Source organism: Streptococcus sp. CL5.50, assembly GCF_049738015.1.
Classification (GTDB): domain Bacteria; phylum Bacillota; class Bacilli; order Lactobacillales; family Streptococcaceae; genus Streptococcus; species Streptococcus mitis_CA.
In genome coordinates, this window is the sequence record NZ_JBKOTR010000003.1 from 23,300 (window position 1) to 39,112 (window position 15,813).

The following is a 15,813-nucleotide window of genomic DNA, read 5'->3' on the forward strand; positions in this document are numbered from 1 at the left end:
GCTATTTTTTTATTGTTGTAAAACTTTTCTTGGTTTGGTACCTTCAGCTGGACCAATGACACCTGCTATCTCAAGCTCTTCCATGAGACGGGTCGCACGATTAAATCCAACTGACAAACGACGCTGAATCATAGATGCGCTGGCTTTCTGGGTCTCAATGACCAAAGCCTTGGCTTCTTCAAAGAGCGGGTCACCACCAGATTCACCATCTGAAAATTCTCCTTCATTTTCAGAAACCTCACCTGGATCAAAACTCTCATCGTAGTCCGCATCAGCCTGAGCCTTGATGAAGTTTACGATGCGTTCAACATCATCATCCGAGATAAAGGAGCCTTGGAGACGAACTGGATGATTTTCATCGATTGGTTTAAAGAGCATATCTCCACGTCCAAGCAGTTTCTCAGCTCCATTTTCATCCAAGATGGTGCGCGAGTCTGTACCTGATGAAACCGCAAATGCGACACGAGATGGGACATTGGCCTTGATCAGACCAGAAATGACGTCAACGGATGGACGCTGGGTTGCAAGAATCATGTGGATACCTGCAGCACGCGCCTTCTGTCCAAGACGAATGATGGCATCTTCTACTTCTTTGCTAGCAACCATCATGAGGTCAGCCAACTCATCCACAATCACGACAATGAGCGGTAGCGGAATCTGCTTGTACTCAGACTGGGCATTAAACTCTTCTACCTTAGCATTAAAACCTGCAATATTCCGAACTCCTACCTTTGCAAAGAGTTCATAACGATTTTCCATTTCATCCACGACCTTTTGCAAAGCCTTGCTGGCTTTACGTGGATTGGTCACGACTGGAATCAAGAGGTGGGGAATATCATTGTAAACAGACAACTCAACCATCTTGGGATCGACCATCATAAATTTAACTTGGTCAGGTCTCGCCTTCATGAGGATGCTAGCGATAATGCCGTTAACAGCTACTGACTTCCCTGAACCGGTTGAACCTGCAACTAGCAAGTGGGGCATTTTGGAAAGGTCAAAAGCTCTTGCGGTGCCATTAACCGCCTTTCCTAGAGGAATTTCCAAGAGATTTTCTGCTTTTGTTTGAGATTGTTCCCATAGTTCGCGGAAGGATACAGTCGCAATCTCAGAGTTGGGTACTTCGATTCCGACCAGGGATTTCCCTGGGATAGGTGCTTCGATTCGAACATCCTTGGCTGCCAAGGCTAGAGCAAGGTCGTCTGCGAGATTAGAAATGCGGTTGACCCTTACACCCACTGCTGGCTTGACTTCATACTTGGTCACGGATGGTCCAATTTCAGCCCGTTCAACCGTTACCTTGATACCAAAGCTAGCAAAGGTTTCTTCTAGGATTTTGATATTTTCCCGAACGATTTTCTTCTCTTTAGACTGGTCTTTTGGTTTATCTGGGGCAAAGAGTTGTAAGCTTGGAAGTTTGTATTCAAGAGCCTCCTTGGCTGAAAAATCGACCTGAACATCTTCGTCATCAGAGCCATCTTCCTGTTCAGCGAATTCAAGTTCAGCTTGAGGCAAGATGATTTCTGGTTCTACCCACTCTTCTTCCGGAACAGGTGGACCGTCAAGAACAACATCTGCTGTCAGAATTTCACCCGTTTCCATATCAACAGGAGGCAAATCGAGTAAGGCTTTTTCAGCCTCTTCTTTTTCTAATCTAGCTTCTTCCTCAGCCTTTTGGCGAGCTTTTTCTTCTTGTTTGACAAGGCGTTCCTCTTTTCGACGCTCATGCCCTTCCCGCCATTTGGCAAAGCCTCTACTGAAAAATTCAGCAATATCGTAAACAGACCAAGGACTGACTAGGAGAGCACCTGCTAAAATCAAGATAGAACCAATAAAGTAAGTACCGATATTTGAGAAGAGAAAGGCTGTTGGCACATAGAGTCCAACACCAATCAAGCCTCCACCAGCAAAACTGGTTGTTCGAAAACCAGTCAGATCAGTCACAACCTGAGCCATAGTCCCTTTTAATACCGACTTATCCAAACCATATTTCCAAACTAAGTAGGCCTCAAAAATCAAGAGCAAACCTGCAAATATGGTGAAAAAGCCAGATAGGAGCCCTTCCTGTTTTCGTATCCACTTGAAAAAGAAGAGATAGAGTAGGATGCCAAATATTGCCAGATAAGCTAGGCTACCCACCAGCAAGCGAATTAAATTGTAAAGGGTTATACCTGCAGCCCCTAATTTAAAGGCTGCGAAAATCAATAAAAGCGCGATTCCCAACGAAATCAACATTCGTTGAATCGCTTCTTTTCTTTCGAGTTCTGCTTTAGACGGTCTCCGTCTTGTTTTACTTGTATTCTTGTTTGCCATTCTTCTATTATACCATATTTCACAGGCATTTCGGAAAGAGAAAAAGACTGCACCAAACGGTCCAATCTTTTCATTTTTCTATTTTTTATGCTTGTGGTTTGCGTAGGTAACCATAGACCACACCACTTACGATTGCTCCTACTAAGACAGAAACGAGGTAAAGAAGAGCATTTGAAGTAAGCGCGATAACGAAGATTCCTCCGTGTGGCGCCATGAGTTTGATACCAGTAAGACCAACGAGGCCACCTGCTACTGCTGAACCAAGGATGAAGCTTGGGATAGCACGAGCTGGGTCGGCTGCACCAAATGGAATCGCTCCCTCAGTGATAAATGACAAGCCCATGATAATGTTTGTCAAACCAGAGTTGCGTTCTTCTTTAGTAAATTTATCTTTGAAAAGAAGAGTTGCAACAAAGATTGCAAGTGGTGGTACCATTCCTCCAGCCATAACTGCTGCCATAGCAACAGAACCACCTGAAGAAACAGTTGCTGCAAGCGTACCTGTACCAAAGACATAGGCAGCTTTGTTGACTGGTCCACCCATGTCAACAGCCATCATACCACCAAGAACGATACCAAGAAGGACAGCTGAACCTCCTCCAAGACCACCTAGGAAGTCATTCATAGCAGTGTTGATTGCTGCCATTGGGATATTAACAGCTAGCATGACAAATCCAGTCAAGATTGTTCCAAGAAGTGGCAAAAGAAGGATTGATTTTGCACCTTCAAGTGAACGAGGAACTTTAACGTATTTCTTGATAGCAAGAACTAAAGCACCTGCGATAAATCCACCAACAAGGGCACCTAGGAAACCAGATGAGACACCTGCAAGAGTTGAAGTTGCTTCACCACCTGCGGCATAAGGAATTTTACCAAAGGCAAAACCTTCTTTGGCAATAGCACCAGCCACGAAACCTGCTACCAAACCTGGTTTTTCAGCGATAGAGTAGGCAACATAACCTGCAAAGACTGGAAGCATCAAACCAAAGGCAGCTCCACCAATTTTCATGAACATAGAAGCTAGCTCATGGTAGGAACCAAGATTACCAAGATTTTCATTTGGAACACCCAAAGCACCGTCAATCAAGAAGGCAAGGGCAATCATGATACCACCGCCAATAACAAATGGCAACATTTGCGATACACCACTCATCAAGTGTTTGTAGAAGGCACCACCAAGACTTTGTTTTTCGTTAGAGGCTGTTGTAGCTTTTGTTCCATTAGCAGCACGATAAACTTCAGCATCTCCTGAAAGAGCCAAGTTAATTAACTCTTCTGTTTTACGGATACCGTCAGCAACTGGACGATTGATCAATGGTTTGCCATCGAAACGATCCATCTCAACCGCCTTGTCTGCAGCTATGATAACAGCTTTAGCCTTGCGGATGTCCTCAGCAGTTAGTTGGTTTCCAACACCGCTAGCACCGTTGGTTTCAACCTTGATTCCAACACCCATTTCAGCAGCCACTTTTTGAAGGGCTTCTTGAGCCATGTAAGTGTGGGCAATACCTGTTGTACAAGCTGTAACAGCCACGATAAAGTCACCAGAGTCATTGGTAGGTGCTTGAACTGGCTCCTCAGCTTTTTCTGAAGCTTGGTTAAAAAGTTCGATAACTTGGTCAGCTGATGTTGCTTGACGAAGTTTATCAGCAAAGCCATCTTTCATCAAGTATTGAGACAATTCTGCCAAGGCTGCTAAGTGAGTATCATTGGCACCTTCTGGAGCTGCAATCATAAAGAAAAGGTCAGTTGGTTGTCCATCTAAACTTTCATAGTCAACACCCTTGTTTGACTTAGCAAAGAGAACAGTCGCTTCTTTTACAGCAGCATTTTTGCTGTGAGGCATTGCGATTCCGTCACCCAAACCAGTGGAAGTCAAAGCTTCACGCGCCAAAATTCCTTCTTTAAAGGTTTCAAAATCTGTGACATAACCGTGGTCTGTCAAACTTTTAATCATCTCTTCAATGACAGCTGTTTTTTCAGTCGCCTGTAAATCCAGCAACATGACATCTTTTCTCAATAGGTCTTGAATTTTCATCTTTTTTCTACCTCAACTTTTTCATATGTTTCTTTAATAAATTCTGCCGTTGCCAAGTCATCCGAGAAGGTAGTTGCTGTTCCACAAGCCACTCCCCATTTGAAGGCTTCTACTGCGTCTTTTGATTTAACAAATTCACCTGTGAATCCAGCAACCATAGAATCACCAGCTCCAACTGAATTTTTGACTGTTCCCTTAATAGGTTTGGCGAAGTAAGATCCCTCAGATGTAACAAGAAGGGCACCGTCCCCAGCCATGGAGATAATGACGTTTTGAGCTCCTTTGGCCAGTAACTGACGAGCATAGTTCTCGATTTCATCTAAACTTTCGAGTTTAACCCCAAAAATTGCTCCAAGTTCATGATTGTTTGGTTTGACCAAAAGTGGCTGGTAGTCCAAACTATCAATCAAGGTCTGTCCTTCAAAGTCACAAACGACTTGCGCACCAGTCTTGCGTGTCAAGGCAATCAAATCCTTGTAGATAACATTTCCTAGGTTTTTAGCACTCGAACCCGCAAATACAACCGTGTCTTCTGCAGTTAAACTTGAAAGAATAGCTTTCAATTCTTCTAGCTGAGCCGGTTCAACAGTTGGACCCGTTCCGTTGATTTCTGTTTCTTGGTCTGCTTTGATTTTAACATTGATACGAGTATCTTCTGCCACTTGGACAAAACGTGTCTCGATTGCTTCATCAGCCAAAGTATCTGTGATAAATTTACCAGTAAAGCCTCCGATAAATCCCGTCGCTGTATTTGGAATATCTAAGCGCTTCAAGACACGACTGACATTAATTCCTTTCCCACCAGCAAACTTATCATCACTGTCCATACGATTGACACTACCGACTTGGACTTGGTCCAAACGAACGATATAGTCAATGGATGGATTGAGTGTGACTGTATAAATCATACTTCTATTACCTCCGTTTTCTCCTTAATAGCCTGCAAGAGCTCATGCCCTTGACTTGTGATAACAATAGCTCGTTTGAGTGGTGCTACCTTAGCAAAGCAAGTTTGTCCAATTTTTGATGAATCCACCAAGACATAGGTCTGTTTGGCATTCTCCAAAATAGCTCGCTTCACAGCTCCCTCCTCCATATCAGGAGTCGTATAATAGCCATCGTCCACACCATTCATCCCGATAAAGGCACGGTCAAAGTGCAATTGGTTAATTTGGTTAAGAGCAACGCCTCCGATGCTAGCATCCGTCGCCATCTTGACACCACCTCCAACCATGACAGTTGGAATCTGCTTTTCAACCAACTGAGCAGCATGGTGAATCGAGTTGGTCACGACTGTAACATTCTTATTGACCAATTCATGAATCAAAAAAGCAGTTGTTGTTCCTGCATCGATAAAGATGACATCTTGTTCCTTAATGAGAGAGGCTGCTTTCTGAGCCAACAATTTCTTCTCTTGAAGGTTTTTGACAGATTTTTCTTGAATGGTTTCTTCTTCCTGCAAGGAATGGGGCAATTCTGCTCCACCATGCACGCGACGAAGCTTGTTTTCCGCTTCCAACTCATCCAAATCTCTTCGAACCGTTGATTCTGACGTTTCTAGCAAACTAACTAATTTTTCTAGAGAAACTACATGATGTTGATTTAACTCCTCTAGAATCAGTTGCTTCCGCTCTGTTTTTAACACTGAATCACCTCCTGTTATCGTTTACACTATTCATTCTATCACACTTTCTTTCAAAGTCAAGCATTTTTTGTCATTTTCTTTCAAAAACTATCATTTTTCTTGTTTCCAGAATTTTTATTGCAAGATAAGAGGCTTTATGGTAGACTATTTGAGTAAGTATTGGAAGATTACTCAAGAGGCTTAAGAGGCCGTGTTGGAAACGCGGTAGGCGTGTAATAGCGTGCGTGGGTTCGAATCCCATGTCTTCCGTTTATTTTAAAAAAGATACCCAAGAAATCTTGGGTATCTTTTTTCTTATATGCTTGTTTTATAACTCGGGTGAATTTCTTAGAAAATATCAAATAACAATTTCACATTGAGAATTGTTAAGATAATGGAAACGATATAGCCAAGGATGGTATTCCATTTGGCATTGGTAAATTCTCCCATCAGTGATTTCTTAGAAGTTAGATAAATCAGTGGGAAGATTGAAAATGGAAGAGCAATCGAAAGAAAGACTTGTGAATAAACCAATAACTGATCCAATGTTTTTTCCTGATGACCAAACAGAACCGCTACAATCATGACAGGCAACAAGGCAAAGAGACGAGTTGCCAAACGAATGAACCATTGAGGTAATCTCATATGCAAGAAACCTTCCATAACGATTTGTCCAGTCAAGGTACCCGTAATTGTCGAATTTTGACCACTGGCTAATAAAGCCAAGGCAAACAAGGTTGATAAGGTCGAGCTAGCTATAGCTCCTGCAATAGTAGAATCCTGCAAGGCATTATACATTTGAGAGAAGGCAGAAATCTCAGATGCATGGCCGAAAAAGAGAGCCGCCCCGAGAATTAATAGAAGGGAGTTAACCACAAAGGCCAAGGATAATTGGAGATTTGAATCCCAGGTCATAAAGCGCACCGCTTTTCGAACATCATCCTTGTCCTTGTGATTGATTTTCCGAGTTTGAGACAAGGAAGAATGCAAATAGAGGTTATGAGGCATAACCGTCGCACCTACAATCCCCAGAGCTAAAGTTAATTGACTTTCATGACCTGGCAAGGGACTTTCAAATAAGGTTGCATTCGGTAGATAACCCTCAACGATTCCTTGGAAGCTTGGATGTGACAAAGCTACCAGATAGGTAAAAATTGCTAGAATGGTTAAAATCAGTGTTGTCACAATAGCTTCAATCTTCTTAAAGCCAAATTTCATCAGAAGCAATAAGAGAAAAACATCCAACACGGTCAAGAGAATTGCTATCATAATCGGAATCTTAAAGAGAAGATTGAGAGCAATCGCTGAACCTAGAACTTCTGCCAGATCTGTCGCCATCAAGGCTAATTCTAAAATCACCCATAGACTATAACGAAGCCATTTAGGTGAATGATGAGCCGTTGCTTGAGCCAGGTCCATCTGGGTTACAATACCAAGCTTTCCTGCCATCTGCTGAAGTTGCATGGCAATGAGAGATGAAATCAAGATAACAAACAAGAGACTATACTTATAGGAAGCACCACCGACTACACTGGTAATCCAGTTTCCTGGATCCATATAACCAACTGCGACAAGAGCACCCGGACCTAAAAAGGCATTTAAATTTTGCCAGAAATGATTGTTATTTGGAGTATCGATAGATTGATTAATCTCAGAGAGTGACACTTTTTTATGAGAAGACATAGATACTTACCTCTTTCTAAACCTACTTTTTCATTATTTTCTATTAGAGAAAAATAAGATTGACTTTAAACTATTAAAACAATGAAAACTATATGAAAAACATTTAGTTTTTTCATTATTTTTCTTAAGGCACCTTAATTATAACACAAAAATGAAAACTAAATGTTGTATTCTTTTTTTGCAAAAGAATACCAAAGAATAAAATAAAAAACGTTGTAAAAACAACGTTTTAGAAAGATTTACAAAACAATGTAAATTATCAATGGAGCCGGTGGGAGTCGAACCCACGTCCAAACATCTGCTAACATATTTGTCTACAACCATAGGTTATGTATTCGTTTAACAGTCCCTCGACACATAACTCAAGCCTAGAAACCGCGAGTCTATCAATCTCTTATCAAGCCGCTAGACAAGACTTGATCGTATCTCGCTAATAATAAGACCTGTCATTGAACACGAGCAATCCAAATCGGGTCACGCCTGCTGGTTTTTAGGCAGCTAGAGCGTAAGAAGTGTTATTTTTTGCAGTTATATTTAACTGAGCGTTTACGTCGCCACACGAGTCGCAAAATATGCCTCATAATGCCTGTCGAATCCGTAACGACCCCAAAAGACAATAAAACCATTATACCTTATCTAACACAAAAATGCAAAAAGGAAAGCAATTAACTACAAAAGATAGTCTTTCAAAGATTTTGTCAAAACCTGATAACCAGCAACACTAAGGTGCAACCCATCAGTTGTATAATCTTTTTTGAGTTGACCTGCCTGGTCTGTCAAACTATCAAAAACTGGCACAAATTCTACCTGCATATAGGCAGAAGCAAGCTCTTGATAGGCTTGATTCCATTTCTGAATTTTTTCATTCGTGCGGATATAGACTGTCTGCTTGTACTCTTCTCCCTCATTGACTGGCAAAATAGAAAGCAATTTAATCTCAGTCAATGGATAATCGCGAGCAATGGATTGTATGATAGCTTCGAGGTTATTGAGAGCCTCATTCACAGGCACATCTTTTCCGATATCATTTGTCCCAATCAAAAGGACAATTTTATCTACTGCCCCACCGTACAGATGCGCATCTAGATTTTCTAATAACAGCCCTGTCTGATACCCTCGAATGCCTCGATTGACAATCGTCTTCGAAGTCCCAAATAGTTCCTGCAGAGGATAATATTCGACAATAGAATCCCCAATAAAAAGAATGTCTGGCTCTACAACAGAAACCTGATTTAAGTGACGATACTTGGTTTGGATTTTTTCTTGTTCCTTTAGTAACCAATTTTCTAATAACTGTACTGCCACTTCATTCTCCTTTTTCTAACCAGTTTTCCAAGATTTGATAAACTCCTCCTTGGCTATTGGCTGGCGCTAGAGCAGTAGCCACAGCTTTGGCTTTATCATCAGCATTTTCCATCGCATAGGCAATTCCAGCCATTTCAAGCATTTCAACATCATTTTCACTGTCACCAAAAGCCATGATTTGTTGGGAGGTCAAGTCCCAGCGCTTGAGTAATTCTTCCAAGCCCCATGCTTTATGAATTCCAGCTTGAAGGATATCAATGCAACCATAGCCACTCGATACAGCACGAACACGGCCATCAAAGAGGTCATTGATTTCTTCCAAGACCGAACTCAAACGTTCCTCACCAACAACCATACTCATCTTGAGCACACCACCAAAGAGGTCAGAGGTTAATTCGTCCACAAATTGCATCCGTTGGTAGAATTTTTCAATCATTTCTGGAGTCATAAAACTTTCAAGGTCTGTAAAAATCGTACCTTCTTTGACGAAACCACCCTTCATAGACGTTACAACAAACTGATCCTGACACGCTCGACCCTTAAAATGAGCCAAAGCCTTATCGACAATGGCATCATCCCAAGTCTGAGCCTGAATCAGTTCATTGTTTTCAAAAATACGAGCACCATTGGCAACAACCAGAACTACTCGATCGACCAAGTGCTCCAGTAGTTGCCTCATGCGGTGAATTTCATTGCCCGTCGCGATGACAAAACGAATCCCCCTTTGATCCAACTGATCTAAAATCTTTTCCAAGCGTGGGAGATCAAGTTGGCCTCTAGCATCCAACAAGGTCCCATCCATATCTGTCGCAATTACTTTAATCGTCATTTACTTTCCTCTGGATTAAAGTTAGTCCCACTTCAATCCCACATGTTCGTTCATTTCTTTGTAGGCTGTATCAATTCGTTCCTTAGTCGCTTCATCTAACTGGTCACGATGACTACCACCCTCGATAAAATCTTCTAAGATATAAGTTTGGTATAGGAATAGTGGATAACCTTCTGGAGAATAGGTTCCTTTTGGTGTACGGTTTACCCAAGAAGGATGCGCTTTGGCAGTTTCGATTGTCGTCTTACCGGCTTTTTTCTTAACAGTCACATCCATGAGCACGCCACGCTCTGTCCACTTAGCATTCTCTTCATCTTGCATGGTTTCAATTCGTTGATTGGAAATGAAGTTCCCCATTGAATAGATAATGAGTTTCTTGTCTCCATCTTTTTCAATCGTTTCAGATGGTTCAACTACGTGAGGGTGTCCTCCAAAGATAATATCAGCTCCCCAATCAATCATCTTGTGATAAAGAGCCTTTTGTTCTTCAGTTGGTTCTAAGCGATACTCCACACCCATCTGAGGCATAATAATGGTGATATCCGCTTCCTTCTCTGCCCGTTCAATTTCAGCCTTCATCTTGTCTTCATTTAGATCTGAAAGATAGCGATCATAGTCTTCTTGAGAAATACTTTGCTCAATTCCGTTAAAACCATAAGAATAGGCCAAAAGTGCAACCTTGATACCGTTCACTTCCTTAATTACAAGAGGAGCTTGATCACGAGACTCATGCGTATACACACCAATAGGTGTCATTCCTGCCTTTTCAATAGCATCTGCTGTTGAAACCACACCTTCTATTTGTGAATCTAGGATATGGTTATGCGCCAAGTCTAATACTTGATAACCAGCATCCTTGATGGCATCCATAACTTCGCTAGGTGCATTAAAGAGAGGATAACCTGCCAAATAGTGGTCCTTGTTTACCGTACCTTCAAAATCACCTATAATCAAGTCTGCTTGTTTGAGCCATGGTTTCACATAATCAAAATTTTCATGAAAATCATAGGTACCATCTTCTTTTAACGCGGAACGATAGATGGGAATATGATAGAGGAGGTCACCGTTAGCCATAATTCTGGCAGTTTTTTCATCTTCCTGATCTTTAGCATTTTGATTCGTCTTATTTGCTTCTTGAGAAATGGCATCCTTTTTATGACTGGTTAAAGGGATTCCTTGGAAGCTTTCAAACAACAAGACCAAGCCCATTGATAAAGCAACTGCTAGCAAGAGTATCGCCACAAATCCCTTATTACTCCACTTGCGATAACTCCTAAAAAAGTTTACAAAGCCTCTCACAAAATGAAAAACTGGTCCACGTTTATATCTATCTTGTCTTCTCTGCATCTTCATTCTCCCTGCTTTCTTATGCAAGCCTTTTCTTTTTATTATATCACAGATAAGTAATTCTTTCACAATTGAATTCAACTTGCTAGTAAATTTCTAAAAAAGCTTAATGCCGTAATGCTTTCAATCCTTGTCATTTTGTGATATCATGTAGATGTAATGAAAGGAGAGAAAATGTCTGCTATAGAACGTATTACAAAAGCTGCTCACTTAATTGATATGAACGATATTATCCGCGAGGGGAATCCGACTCTTCGCGCAGTTGCTGAGGAAGTTACTTTCCCCCTATCTGATCAAGAAATCATTCTTGGCGAAAAGATGATGCAATTCCTTAAACATTCCCAAGATCCTGTCATGGCTGAAAAAATGGGACTCCGCGGTGGGGTTGGACTTGCTGCCCCTCAAGTAGATATCTCAAAACGTATTATCGCTGTTTTGGTGCCAAACATTGTCGAAGAAGGCGAAACTCCAGAGGAAGCTTACGACTTGCAAGCTATTATGTACAATCCAAAAATCGTCTCTCACTCTGTTCAAGATGCTGCTCTTGGTGAAGGAGAAGGTTGTCTGTCTGTTGACCGCAACGTGCCTGGCTATGTAGTCCGCCATGCTCGCGTTACTGTTGACTACTTTGACAAGGATGGCGAAAAACACCGTATCAAACTCAAAGGCTACAACTCCATCGTTGTTCAACATGAAATTGACCACATTAACGGAATCATGTTTTACGATCGCATCAATGAAAAAGACCCATTTGCAGTTAAAGATGGTTTACTAATTCTAGAATAAAGAAAATCCCGTTGCAAGACGGGGTTTTGTGTTATAATAGAGGCATGAAAACAAATGATATTGTCTATGGCGTCCACGCCGTTACCGAAGCCCTCCTTGCAAATACTGGCAACAAACTCTACCTCCAAGAAGATCTCCGAGGTAAGAACGTTGAGAAAGTCAAGGAACTGGCTACAGAAAAGAAGGTGTCCATTTCTTGGACTTCAAAAAAATCCCTCTCTGAGATGACTGAAGGCGCTGTCCACCAAGGTTTTGTTCTACGAGTATCTGAATTTGCCTATAGCGAGCTAGAGCATATCCTTGCAAAAACGCGTCAAGAAGAAAATCCTTTGCTATTGATTCTGGACGGGTTAACTGATCCCCATAATTTGGGTTCAATCTTGAGAACAGCCGATGCGACCAATGTTTCAGGTGTCATCATTCCCAAGCACCGTGCTGTCGGAGTTACTCCTGTCGTTGCCAAAACGGCCACAGGTGCTATTGAGCATGTTCCAATCGCCCGAGTGACCAATCTCAGTCAAACCTTAGATAAACTTAAGGATGAAGGCTTCTGGACCTTTGGAACGGATATGAACGGTACTCCTTGCCACAAGTGGAATACAAAAGGGAAAATTGCCCTCATCATCGGAAATGAAGGAAAAGGCATCTCTAGCAACATCAAAAAACAGGTTGATGAGATGATTACCATACCTATGAATGGGCATGTTCAAAGCCTCAATGCCAGTGTTGCTGCAGCCATTCTCATGTACGAAGTTTTTCGAAATAGACTATAAAAAAGTTTCCAGTCATCTGATTGGAAACTTTTTTATGATTATACTCAATGAAAATCAAAGAGCAAACTATGAAGCTAGCTATAGACAGCTCAAAGCACTGCTTTAAGATTGTAGATAAGACTGATGAAGTCAGCTCAAAACACTGTTTTGAGGTTGTGGATAGAACTGACGAAGTCAGTATCCATACCTACGGCAAAGCGAAGCTGACGTGGTTTGAAGAGATTTTCGAAGTGTATTAACTATGTTCGGTGATAAACTTGTAAGCTTCTTGACCAGCGATAGCTCCATCTCCAACTGCTGTTGTTACTTGGCGAAGGTCTTTCAAGCGAACATCTCCAACCGCAAAGATACCGTCAACTGCAGTTTTCATGTGGTTATCTGTCACAATCCAACCTGCCTGATCTTGAATATTTAATTCTTTAACAAAATCGCTAAGAGGGTCCAAACCAACATAGATAAAGACACCACCGAAAGCTTGTTCTGTCACTTGACCTGTTTTCACATTTTCAAATACAACAGATTCTACTCGGTTTTCACCCTTGATTTCCTTCACTACAGAATCCCAGATAAAGCTGATTTTCTCATTCGCAAAGGCGCGGTCTTGTAAAACTTTTTGGGCACGAAGTTGGTCACGACGGTGAACAATGGTAACAGTCTTGGCAAAACGAGTCAAGAAGAGGGCTTCTTCAACAGCCGAATCTCCACCTCCAACTACTAACAAATCTTGGTCACGGAAGAAAGCACCATCACACACGGCACAGTAGGAAACACCACGACTGTTCAGTTCTTCTTCTCCAGGTACTCCCAAAGGACGGTGTTTAGAACCAGTTGCTACGATAACTGTACGTGTTTCATATGTTTGATCATCAGTCATCACTTTCTTAAAATCACTATGGTCTTCGATATTTTCAACATAGCCATAAATGTGCTCAACACCAAGATTTTCAAGCGGTTCAAACATCTTTTCAGCCAATTCTGGCCCACTAATATTAGCGTATCCAGGGTAATTTTCAATATCAGATGTATTATTCATCTGACCACCTGGCAGACCACCTTCAATAAGAGCAACTTTTAGATTGCTTCGAGCAGCATACAAGGCTGCAGTCATCCCTGCAGGTCCAGCACCGATAATAATAGTATCGTACATATAGATTCCTTCTTTCTTGTTGTAACTATCTTTATTCTAACTCTTTCTTGTCAATCATGCAAGGATTATGCCTTGAAAACAAGAATTAAACTCATAACCGCAAAGGATAATACTGGAACAACCAAGACCCCAATCATAATCATATCATAGAGATGGGCTTGGCGAGCCTTGGCTGTCTTATCAACTCCCGACATGGCTCTCAGTCCAATCCAAATCCCTAAAAAAATCAGGACGAGGATGGTGGTCAAGATCAAACTCTCAAAATATAAAGAAAATAGTTGAAGTAGCATGATTTCTCTCATTTCTATCTTTTTTAAAGAGTAAACTCAGCTAGTCCAGCTAACTGAGTTTTCCTTTATCTATTATATCAAATATAAGTCCGTTTGTAACTAGCGAAGAATTCTTTTGTCCGCTCTTCTTTAGGATGGTGGATAATCTCATCCGGTGTTCCAGACTCAATGATTTTCCCCTTATCTAAGAAGAGAATCTTATCAGCTACTTGGGCTACAAAGGACATATCATGACTAACCAAAATCATGGTTTGACCTGACTTAGCAGCATCTGCAATAGATTTTTCTACTTCACCAACCAATTCTGGGTCAAGGGCTGAAGTTGGTTCGTCTAAGAGCAAGACATCTGGTTTCATAGCGAGTGCACGCGCTAAGGCAACCCGTTGCTTTTGTCCACCTGATAAATGTCGAGGGTAATGGTTTTCACGGTCAGAAAGCCCAACCTTAGCCAACTCTTCCTTGGCAATCTTAGTTGCTTCTTGGTCAGATAATTTCTTGACAACAACCAAGCCTTCTTTCACATTATCAAGTGCCGTGCGGCGTTCAAACAAATTAAACTGTTGGAAAACCATAGACAGCTTACGGCGTAGGGCAAGGATTTCTTCTTGAGTGATTTTAGAAAAATCAACTGAGAAATCATCAATCTGAATAGAGCCACTGTCAGGTGTTTCAAGATAATTGAGACTGCGAAGGAAGGTTGATTTTCCAGCTCCTGAAGAACCAATCAAGGCTACAACTTCCCCTTTTTGAATATCTAAGTCCAGATGATCCAAGACAGTCTGTCCTGAAAAGGATTTGCTTAAATTCGAAATCTTAATCATTAACGAAGGTCTCCTTTCACATCTGCTTGCACTGTATCGGGTGCAGAAATAGCCATTTTTCTCTCGATGAAACGACCAAGGCTTTCAATTCCGATATTGACTACCCAATAAACAAGGGCAACGGAGATAAAGCGTTCAAAGTAGCGGTAATCAGCTCCACCCAAAATCTGAGCTTGGGCAAAGACTTCCACAACACCCGCACTAAAGGCTAGAGAAGTTCCTTTGGTCAAGCCGATTAGGGAATTGATTAAGGTTGGAGTCGCCACAACGGCCGCATTTGGAATAATCACGCGACGATAAACTTGCGCTCGGGTCATCCCCAGACTGCGTGCCGCCTCAATCTCACCAGGATTGACTGAGAGAATGGCTGCACGAATGGTTTCACTAGCATAAGCTGCTTCATTAAAGGCAAAGGCGACAATTGCAAAAGCAGCGGCTGGAATCGCATTGATATTGAAACCAGTTCCCCATTGCTGATTGAGAGCTTTCAAAGCCAAAGGAATTCCGTAGTAGGTCAACATGAGTTGCACCAAAATCGGTGTCCCTTTTAAGAAGCTAACAAAGAAGGCCTGCAAGGGGTATAAAATTTTGACACGATTGATCTTCACAATGGCAAAAAGAAGCGCCAAAACCAAGCCAAAAAGAGCACCACCAATGGTCAACATAATCGTTATTGGAAGTTGTTGGACAATTCTCGGGATTCCATCAAAGACCGAACGCAAGCTAAAAAGCTTGCCATCCGGAATCAATTGCATCAAGTTTTGGTACCAATCTGATGCTAAAATCGTTGTAACATTCATAAAAACATCCTCTCCTGATAATGATTCATTCTACCATACTTCTGCCGTCAATGAAAT

The 15,813-nt window shown here is 41.6% G+C and carries 14 protein-coding genes, 1 tRNA gene and 1 other RNA gene; 3 read left to right on the forward strand and 13 right to left on the reverse strand.

Features of this window, described 5'->3' with window-relative positions:
* Positions 1–9 precede the first annotated feature (9 nt).
* From ACLNCV_RS02505 to ACLNCV_RS02520, 4 genes are all read right to left on the reverse strand, one after another.
* The gene (locus tag ACLNCV_RS02505; protein WP_424844829.1) at positions 10–2,313 is read right to left on the reverse strand and encodes a DNA translocase FtsK; all 2,304 of its coding nucleotides are present in this window, start codon (positions 2,311–2,313) and stop codon (positions 10–12) included.
* An 85-nt stretch (positions 2,314–2,398) separates the two neighbouring features.
* The gene (locus ACLNCV_RS02510; protein WP_424844830.1) at positions 2,399–4,351 is read right to left on the reverse strand and encodes a PTS fructose transporter subunit IIABC; all 1,953 of its coding nucleotides are present in this window, start codon (positions 4,349–4,351) and stop codon (positions 2,399–2,401) included.
* Positions 4,348–5,259, reverse strand: a complete 912-nt coding sequence (gene pfkB, locus ACLNCV_RS02515) for a 1-phosphofructokinase (protein ID WP_261126003.1) — start codon at positions 5,257–5,259, stop codon at positions 4,348–4,350. Before pfkB ends, ACLNCV_RS02510 begins: the two co-directional genes overlap by 4 nt.
* Positions 5,256–5,996, reverse strand: a complete 741-nt coding sequence (locus tag ACLNCV_RS02520; RefSeq protein ID WP_223330685.1) for a DeoR/GlpR family DNA-binding transcription regulator — start codon at positions 5,994–5,996, stop codon at positions 5,256–5,258. The genes pfkB and ACLNCV_RS02520 overlap by 4 nt, the downstream gene beginning before the upstream one ends.
* A 161-nt stretch (positions 5,997–6,157) precedes the next feature.
* Between ACLNCV_RS02520 and ACLNCV_RS02525 the strand changes: the two genes are divergently transcribed.
* Positions 6,158–6,245: transfer RNA gene (locus tag ACLNCV_RS02525), tRNA-Ser, on the forward strand.
* A gap of 78 nt (positions 6,246–6,323) precedes the next feature.
* Here ACLNCV_RS02525 and ACLNCV_RS02530 read toward each other — a convergent pair.
* The 5 genes from ACLNCV_RS02530 to ACLNCV_RS02550 all read right to left on the reverse strand — a co-directional run bounded on the left by ACLNCV_RS02530 (position 6,324) and on the right by ACLNCV_RS02550 (position 11,139).
* A complete protein-coding gene (locus ACLNCV_RS02530) occupies positions 6,324–7,658 on the reverse strand; it encodes an Nramp family divalent metal transporter (RefSeq protein ID WP_101776655.1) in 1,335 nt (444 codons plus the stop codon).
* A 260-nt stretch (positions 7,659–7,918) separates the two neighbouring features.
* Positions 7,919–8,266: a transfer-messenger RNA gene (ssrA, locus tag ACLNCV_RS02535) on the reverse strand.
* 61 nt (positions 8,267–8,327) lie between these two features.
* Positions 8,328–8,963 (reverse strand): SGNH/GDSL hydrolase family protein, encoded by a 636-nt coding sequence (locus ACLNCV_RS02540; RefSeq protein WP_000290665.1) that lies wholly within the window; start codon positions 8,961–8,963, stop codon positions 8,328–8,330.
* Position 8,964: 1 nt separating this feature from the next.
* Positions 8,965–9,792: an HAD family hydrolase gene (locus ACLNCV_RS02545; protein WP_000153519.1), complete on the reverse strand. Its 828-nt coding sequence runs from the start codon at positions 9,790–9,792 to the stop codon at positions 8,965–8,967.
* A gap of 21 nt (positions 9,793–9,813) precedes the next feature.
* Entirely contained in the window at positions 9,814–11,139 is a 1,326-nt protein-coding gene (locus tag ACLNCV_RS02550) for a CapA family protein (RefSeq protein WP_424844831.1), read from the reverse strand.
* A 174-nt stretch (positions 11,140–11,313) separates the two neighbouring features.
* Between ACLNCV_RS02550 and def the strand changes: the two genes are divergently transcribed.
* Positions 11,314–11,925: a peptide deformylase gene (gene def / locus ACLNCV_RS02555; RefSeq protein ID WP_261073280.1), complete on the forward strand. Its 612-nt coding sequence runs from the start codon at positions 11,314–11,316 to the stop codon at positions 11,923–11,925.
* 44 nt (positions 11,926–11,969) lie between these two features.
* A complete protein-coding gene (rlmB, locus tag ACLNCV_RS02560) occupies positions 11,970–12,698 on the forward strand; it encodes a 23S rRNA (guanosine(2251)-2'-O)-methyltransferase RlmB (RefSeq protein WP_000855758.1) in 729 nt (242 codons plus the stop codon).
* Positions 12,699–12,933: 235 nt separating this feature from the next.
* Here the strand turns inward: rlmB and trxB are convergent, their stop codons facing one another.
* The 4 genes from trxB to ACLNCV_RS02580 all read right to left on the reverse strand — a co-directional run bounded on the left by trxB (position 12,934) and on the right by ACLNCV_RS02580 (position 15,756).
* The gene (trxB, locus tag ACLNCV_RS02565) at positions 12,934–13,845 is read right to left on the reverse strand and encodes a thioredoxin-disulfide reductase (protein WP_261125996.1); all 912 of its coding nucleotides are present in this window, start codon (positions 13,843–13,845) and stop codon (positions 12,934–12,936) included.
* A gap of 65 nt (positions 13,846–13,910) precedes the next feature.
* Positions 13,911–14,135 (reverse strand): DUF4059 family protein, encoded by a 225-nt coding sequence (locus tag ACLNCV_RS02570; protein ID WP_000926599.1) that lies wholly within the window; start codon positions 14,133–14,135, stop codon positions 13,911–13,913.
* A gap of 77 nt (positions 14,136–14,212) precedes the next feature.
* Positions 14,213–14,956, reverse strand: coding sequence for an amino acid ABC transporter ATP-binding protein (locus tag ACLNCV_RS02575; RefSeq protein ID WP_000590965.1), 744 nt, complete (start codon positions 14,954–14,956; stop codon positions 14,213–14,215).
* Positions 14,956–15,756 carry an amino acid ABC transporter permease gene (locus tag ACLNCV_RS02580; protein WP_261034498.1) on the reverse strand — a complete coding sequence of 267 codons (801 nt, stop codon included), beginning with the start codon at positions 15,754–15,756 and terminating at the stop codon, positions 14,956–14,958. The genes ACLNCV_RS02575 and ACLNCV_RS02580 overlap by 1 nt, the downstream gene beginning before the upstream one ends.
* Positions 15,757–15,813: the final 57 nt, after the last annotated feature.

Bases quoted from the DNA above. Each gene is read 5' to 3' on its own strand.
- ACLNCV_RS02570 (WP_000926599.1), bottom strand. From the start codon at position 14,135: ATGCTACTTCAACTATTTTCTTTATATTTTGAGAGTTTGATCTTGACC.
- def (WP_261073280.1), top strand. From the start codon at position 11,314: ATGTCTGCTATAGAACGTATTACAAAAGCTGCTCACTTAATTGATATG.
- ACLNCV_RS02545 (WP_000153519.1), bottom strand. From the start codon at position 9,792: ATGACGATTAAAGTAATTGCGACAGATATGGATGGGACCTTGTTGGAT.
- ACLNCV_RS02550 (WP_424844831.1), bottom strand. From the start codon at position 11,139: ATGCAGAGAAGACAAGATAGATATAAACGTGGACCAGTTTTTCATTTT.
- trxB (WP_261125996.1), bottom strand. From the start codon at position 13,845: ATGTACGATACTATTATTATCGGTGCTGGACCTGCAGGGATGACTGCA.
- ACLNCV_RS02510 (WP_424844830.1), bottom strand. From the start codon at position 4,351: ATGAAAATTCAAGACCTATTGAGAAAAGATGTCATGTTGCTGGATTTA.
- ACLNCV_RS02505 (WP_424844829.1), bottom strand. From the start codon at position 2,313: ATGGCAAACAAGAATACAAGTAAAACAAGACGGAGACCGTCTAAAGCA.
- ACLNCV_RS02530 (WP_101776655.1), bottom strand. From the start codon at position 7,658: ATGTCTTCTCATAAAAAAGTGTCACTCTCTGAGATTAATCAATCTATC.
- pfkB (WP_261126003.1), bottom strand. From the start codon at position 5,259: ATGATTTATACAGTCACACTCAATCCATCCATTGACTATATCGTTCGT.
- rlmB (WP_000855758.1), top strand. From the start codon at position 11,970: ATGAAAACAAATGATATTGTCTATGGCGTCCACGCCGTTACCGAAGCC.
- ACLNCV_RS02575 (WP_000590965.1), bottom strand. From the start codon at position 14,956: ATGATTAAGATTTCGAATTTAAGCAAATCCTTTTCAGGACAGACTGTC.
- ACLNCV_RS02580 (WP_261034498.1), bottom strand. From the start codon at position 15,756: ATGAATGTTACAACGATTTTAGCATCAGATTGGTACCAAAACTTGATG.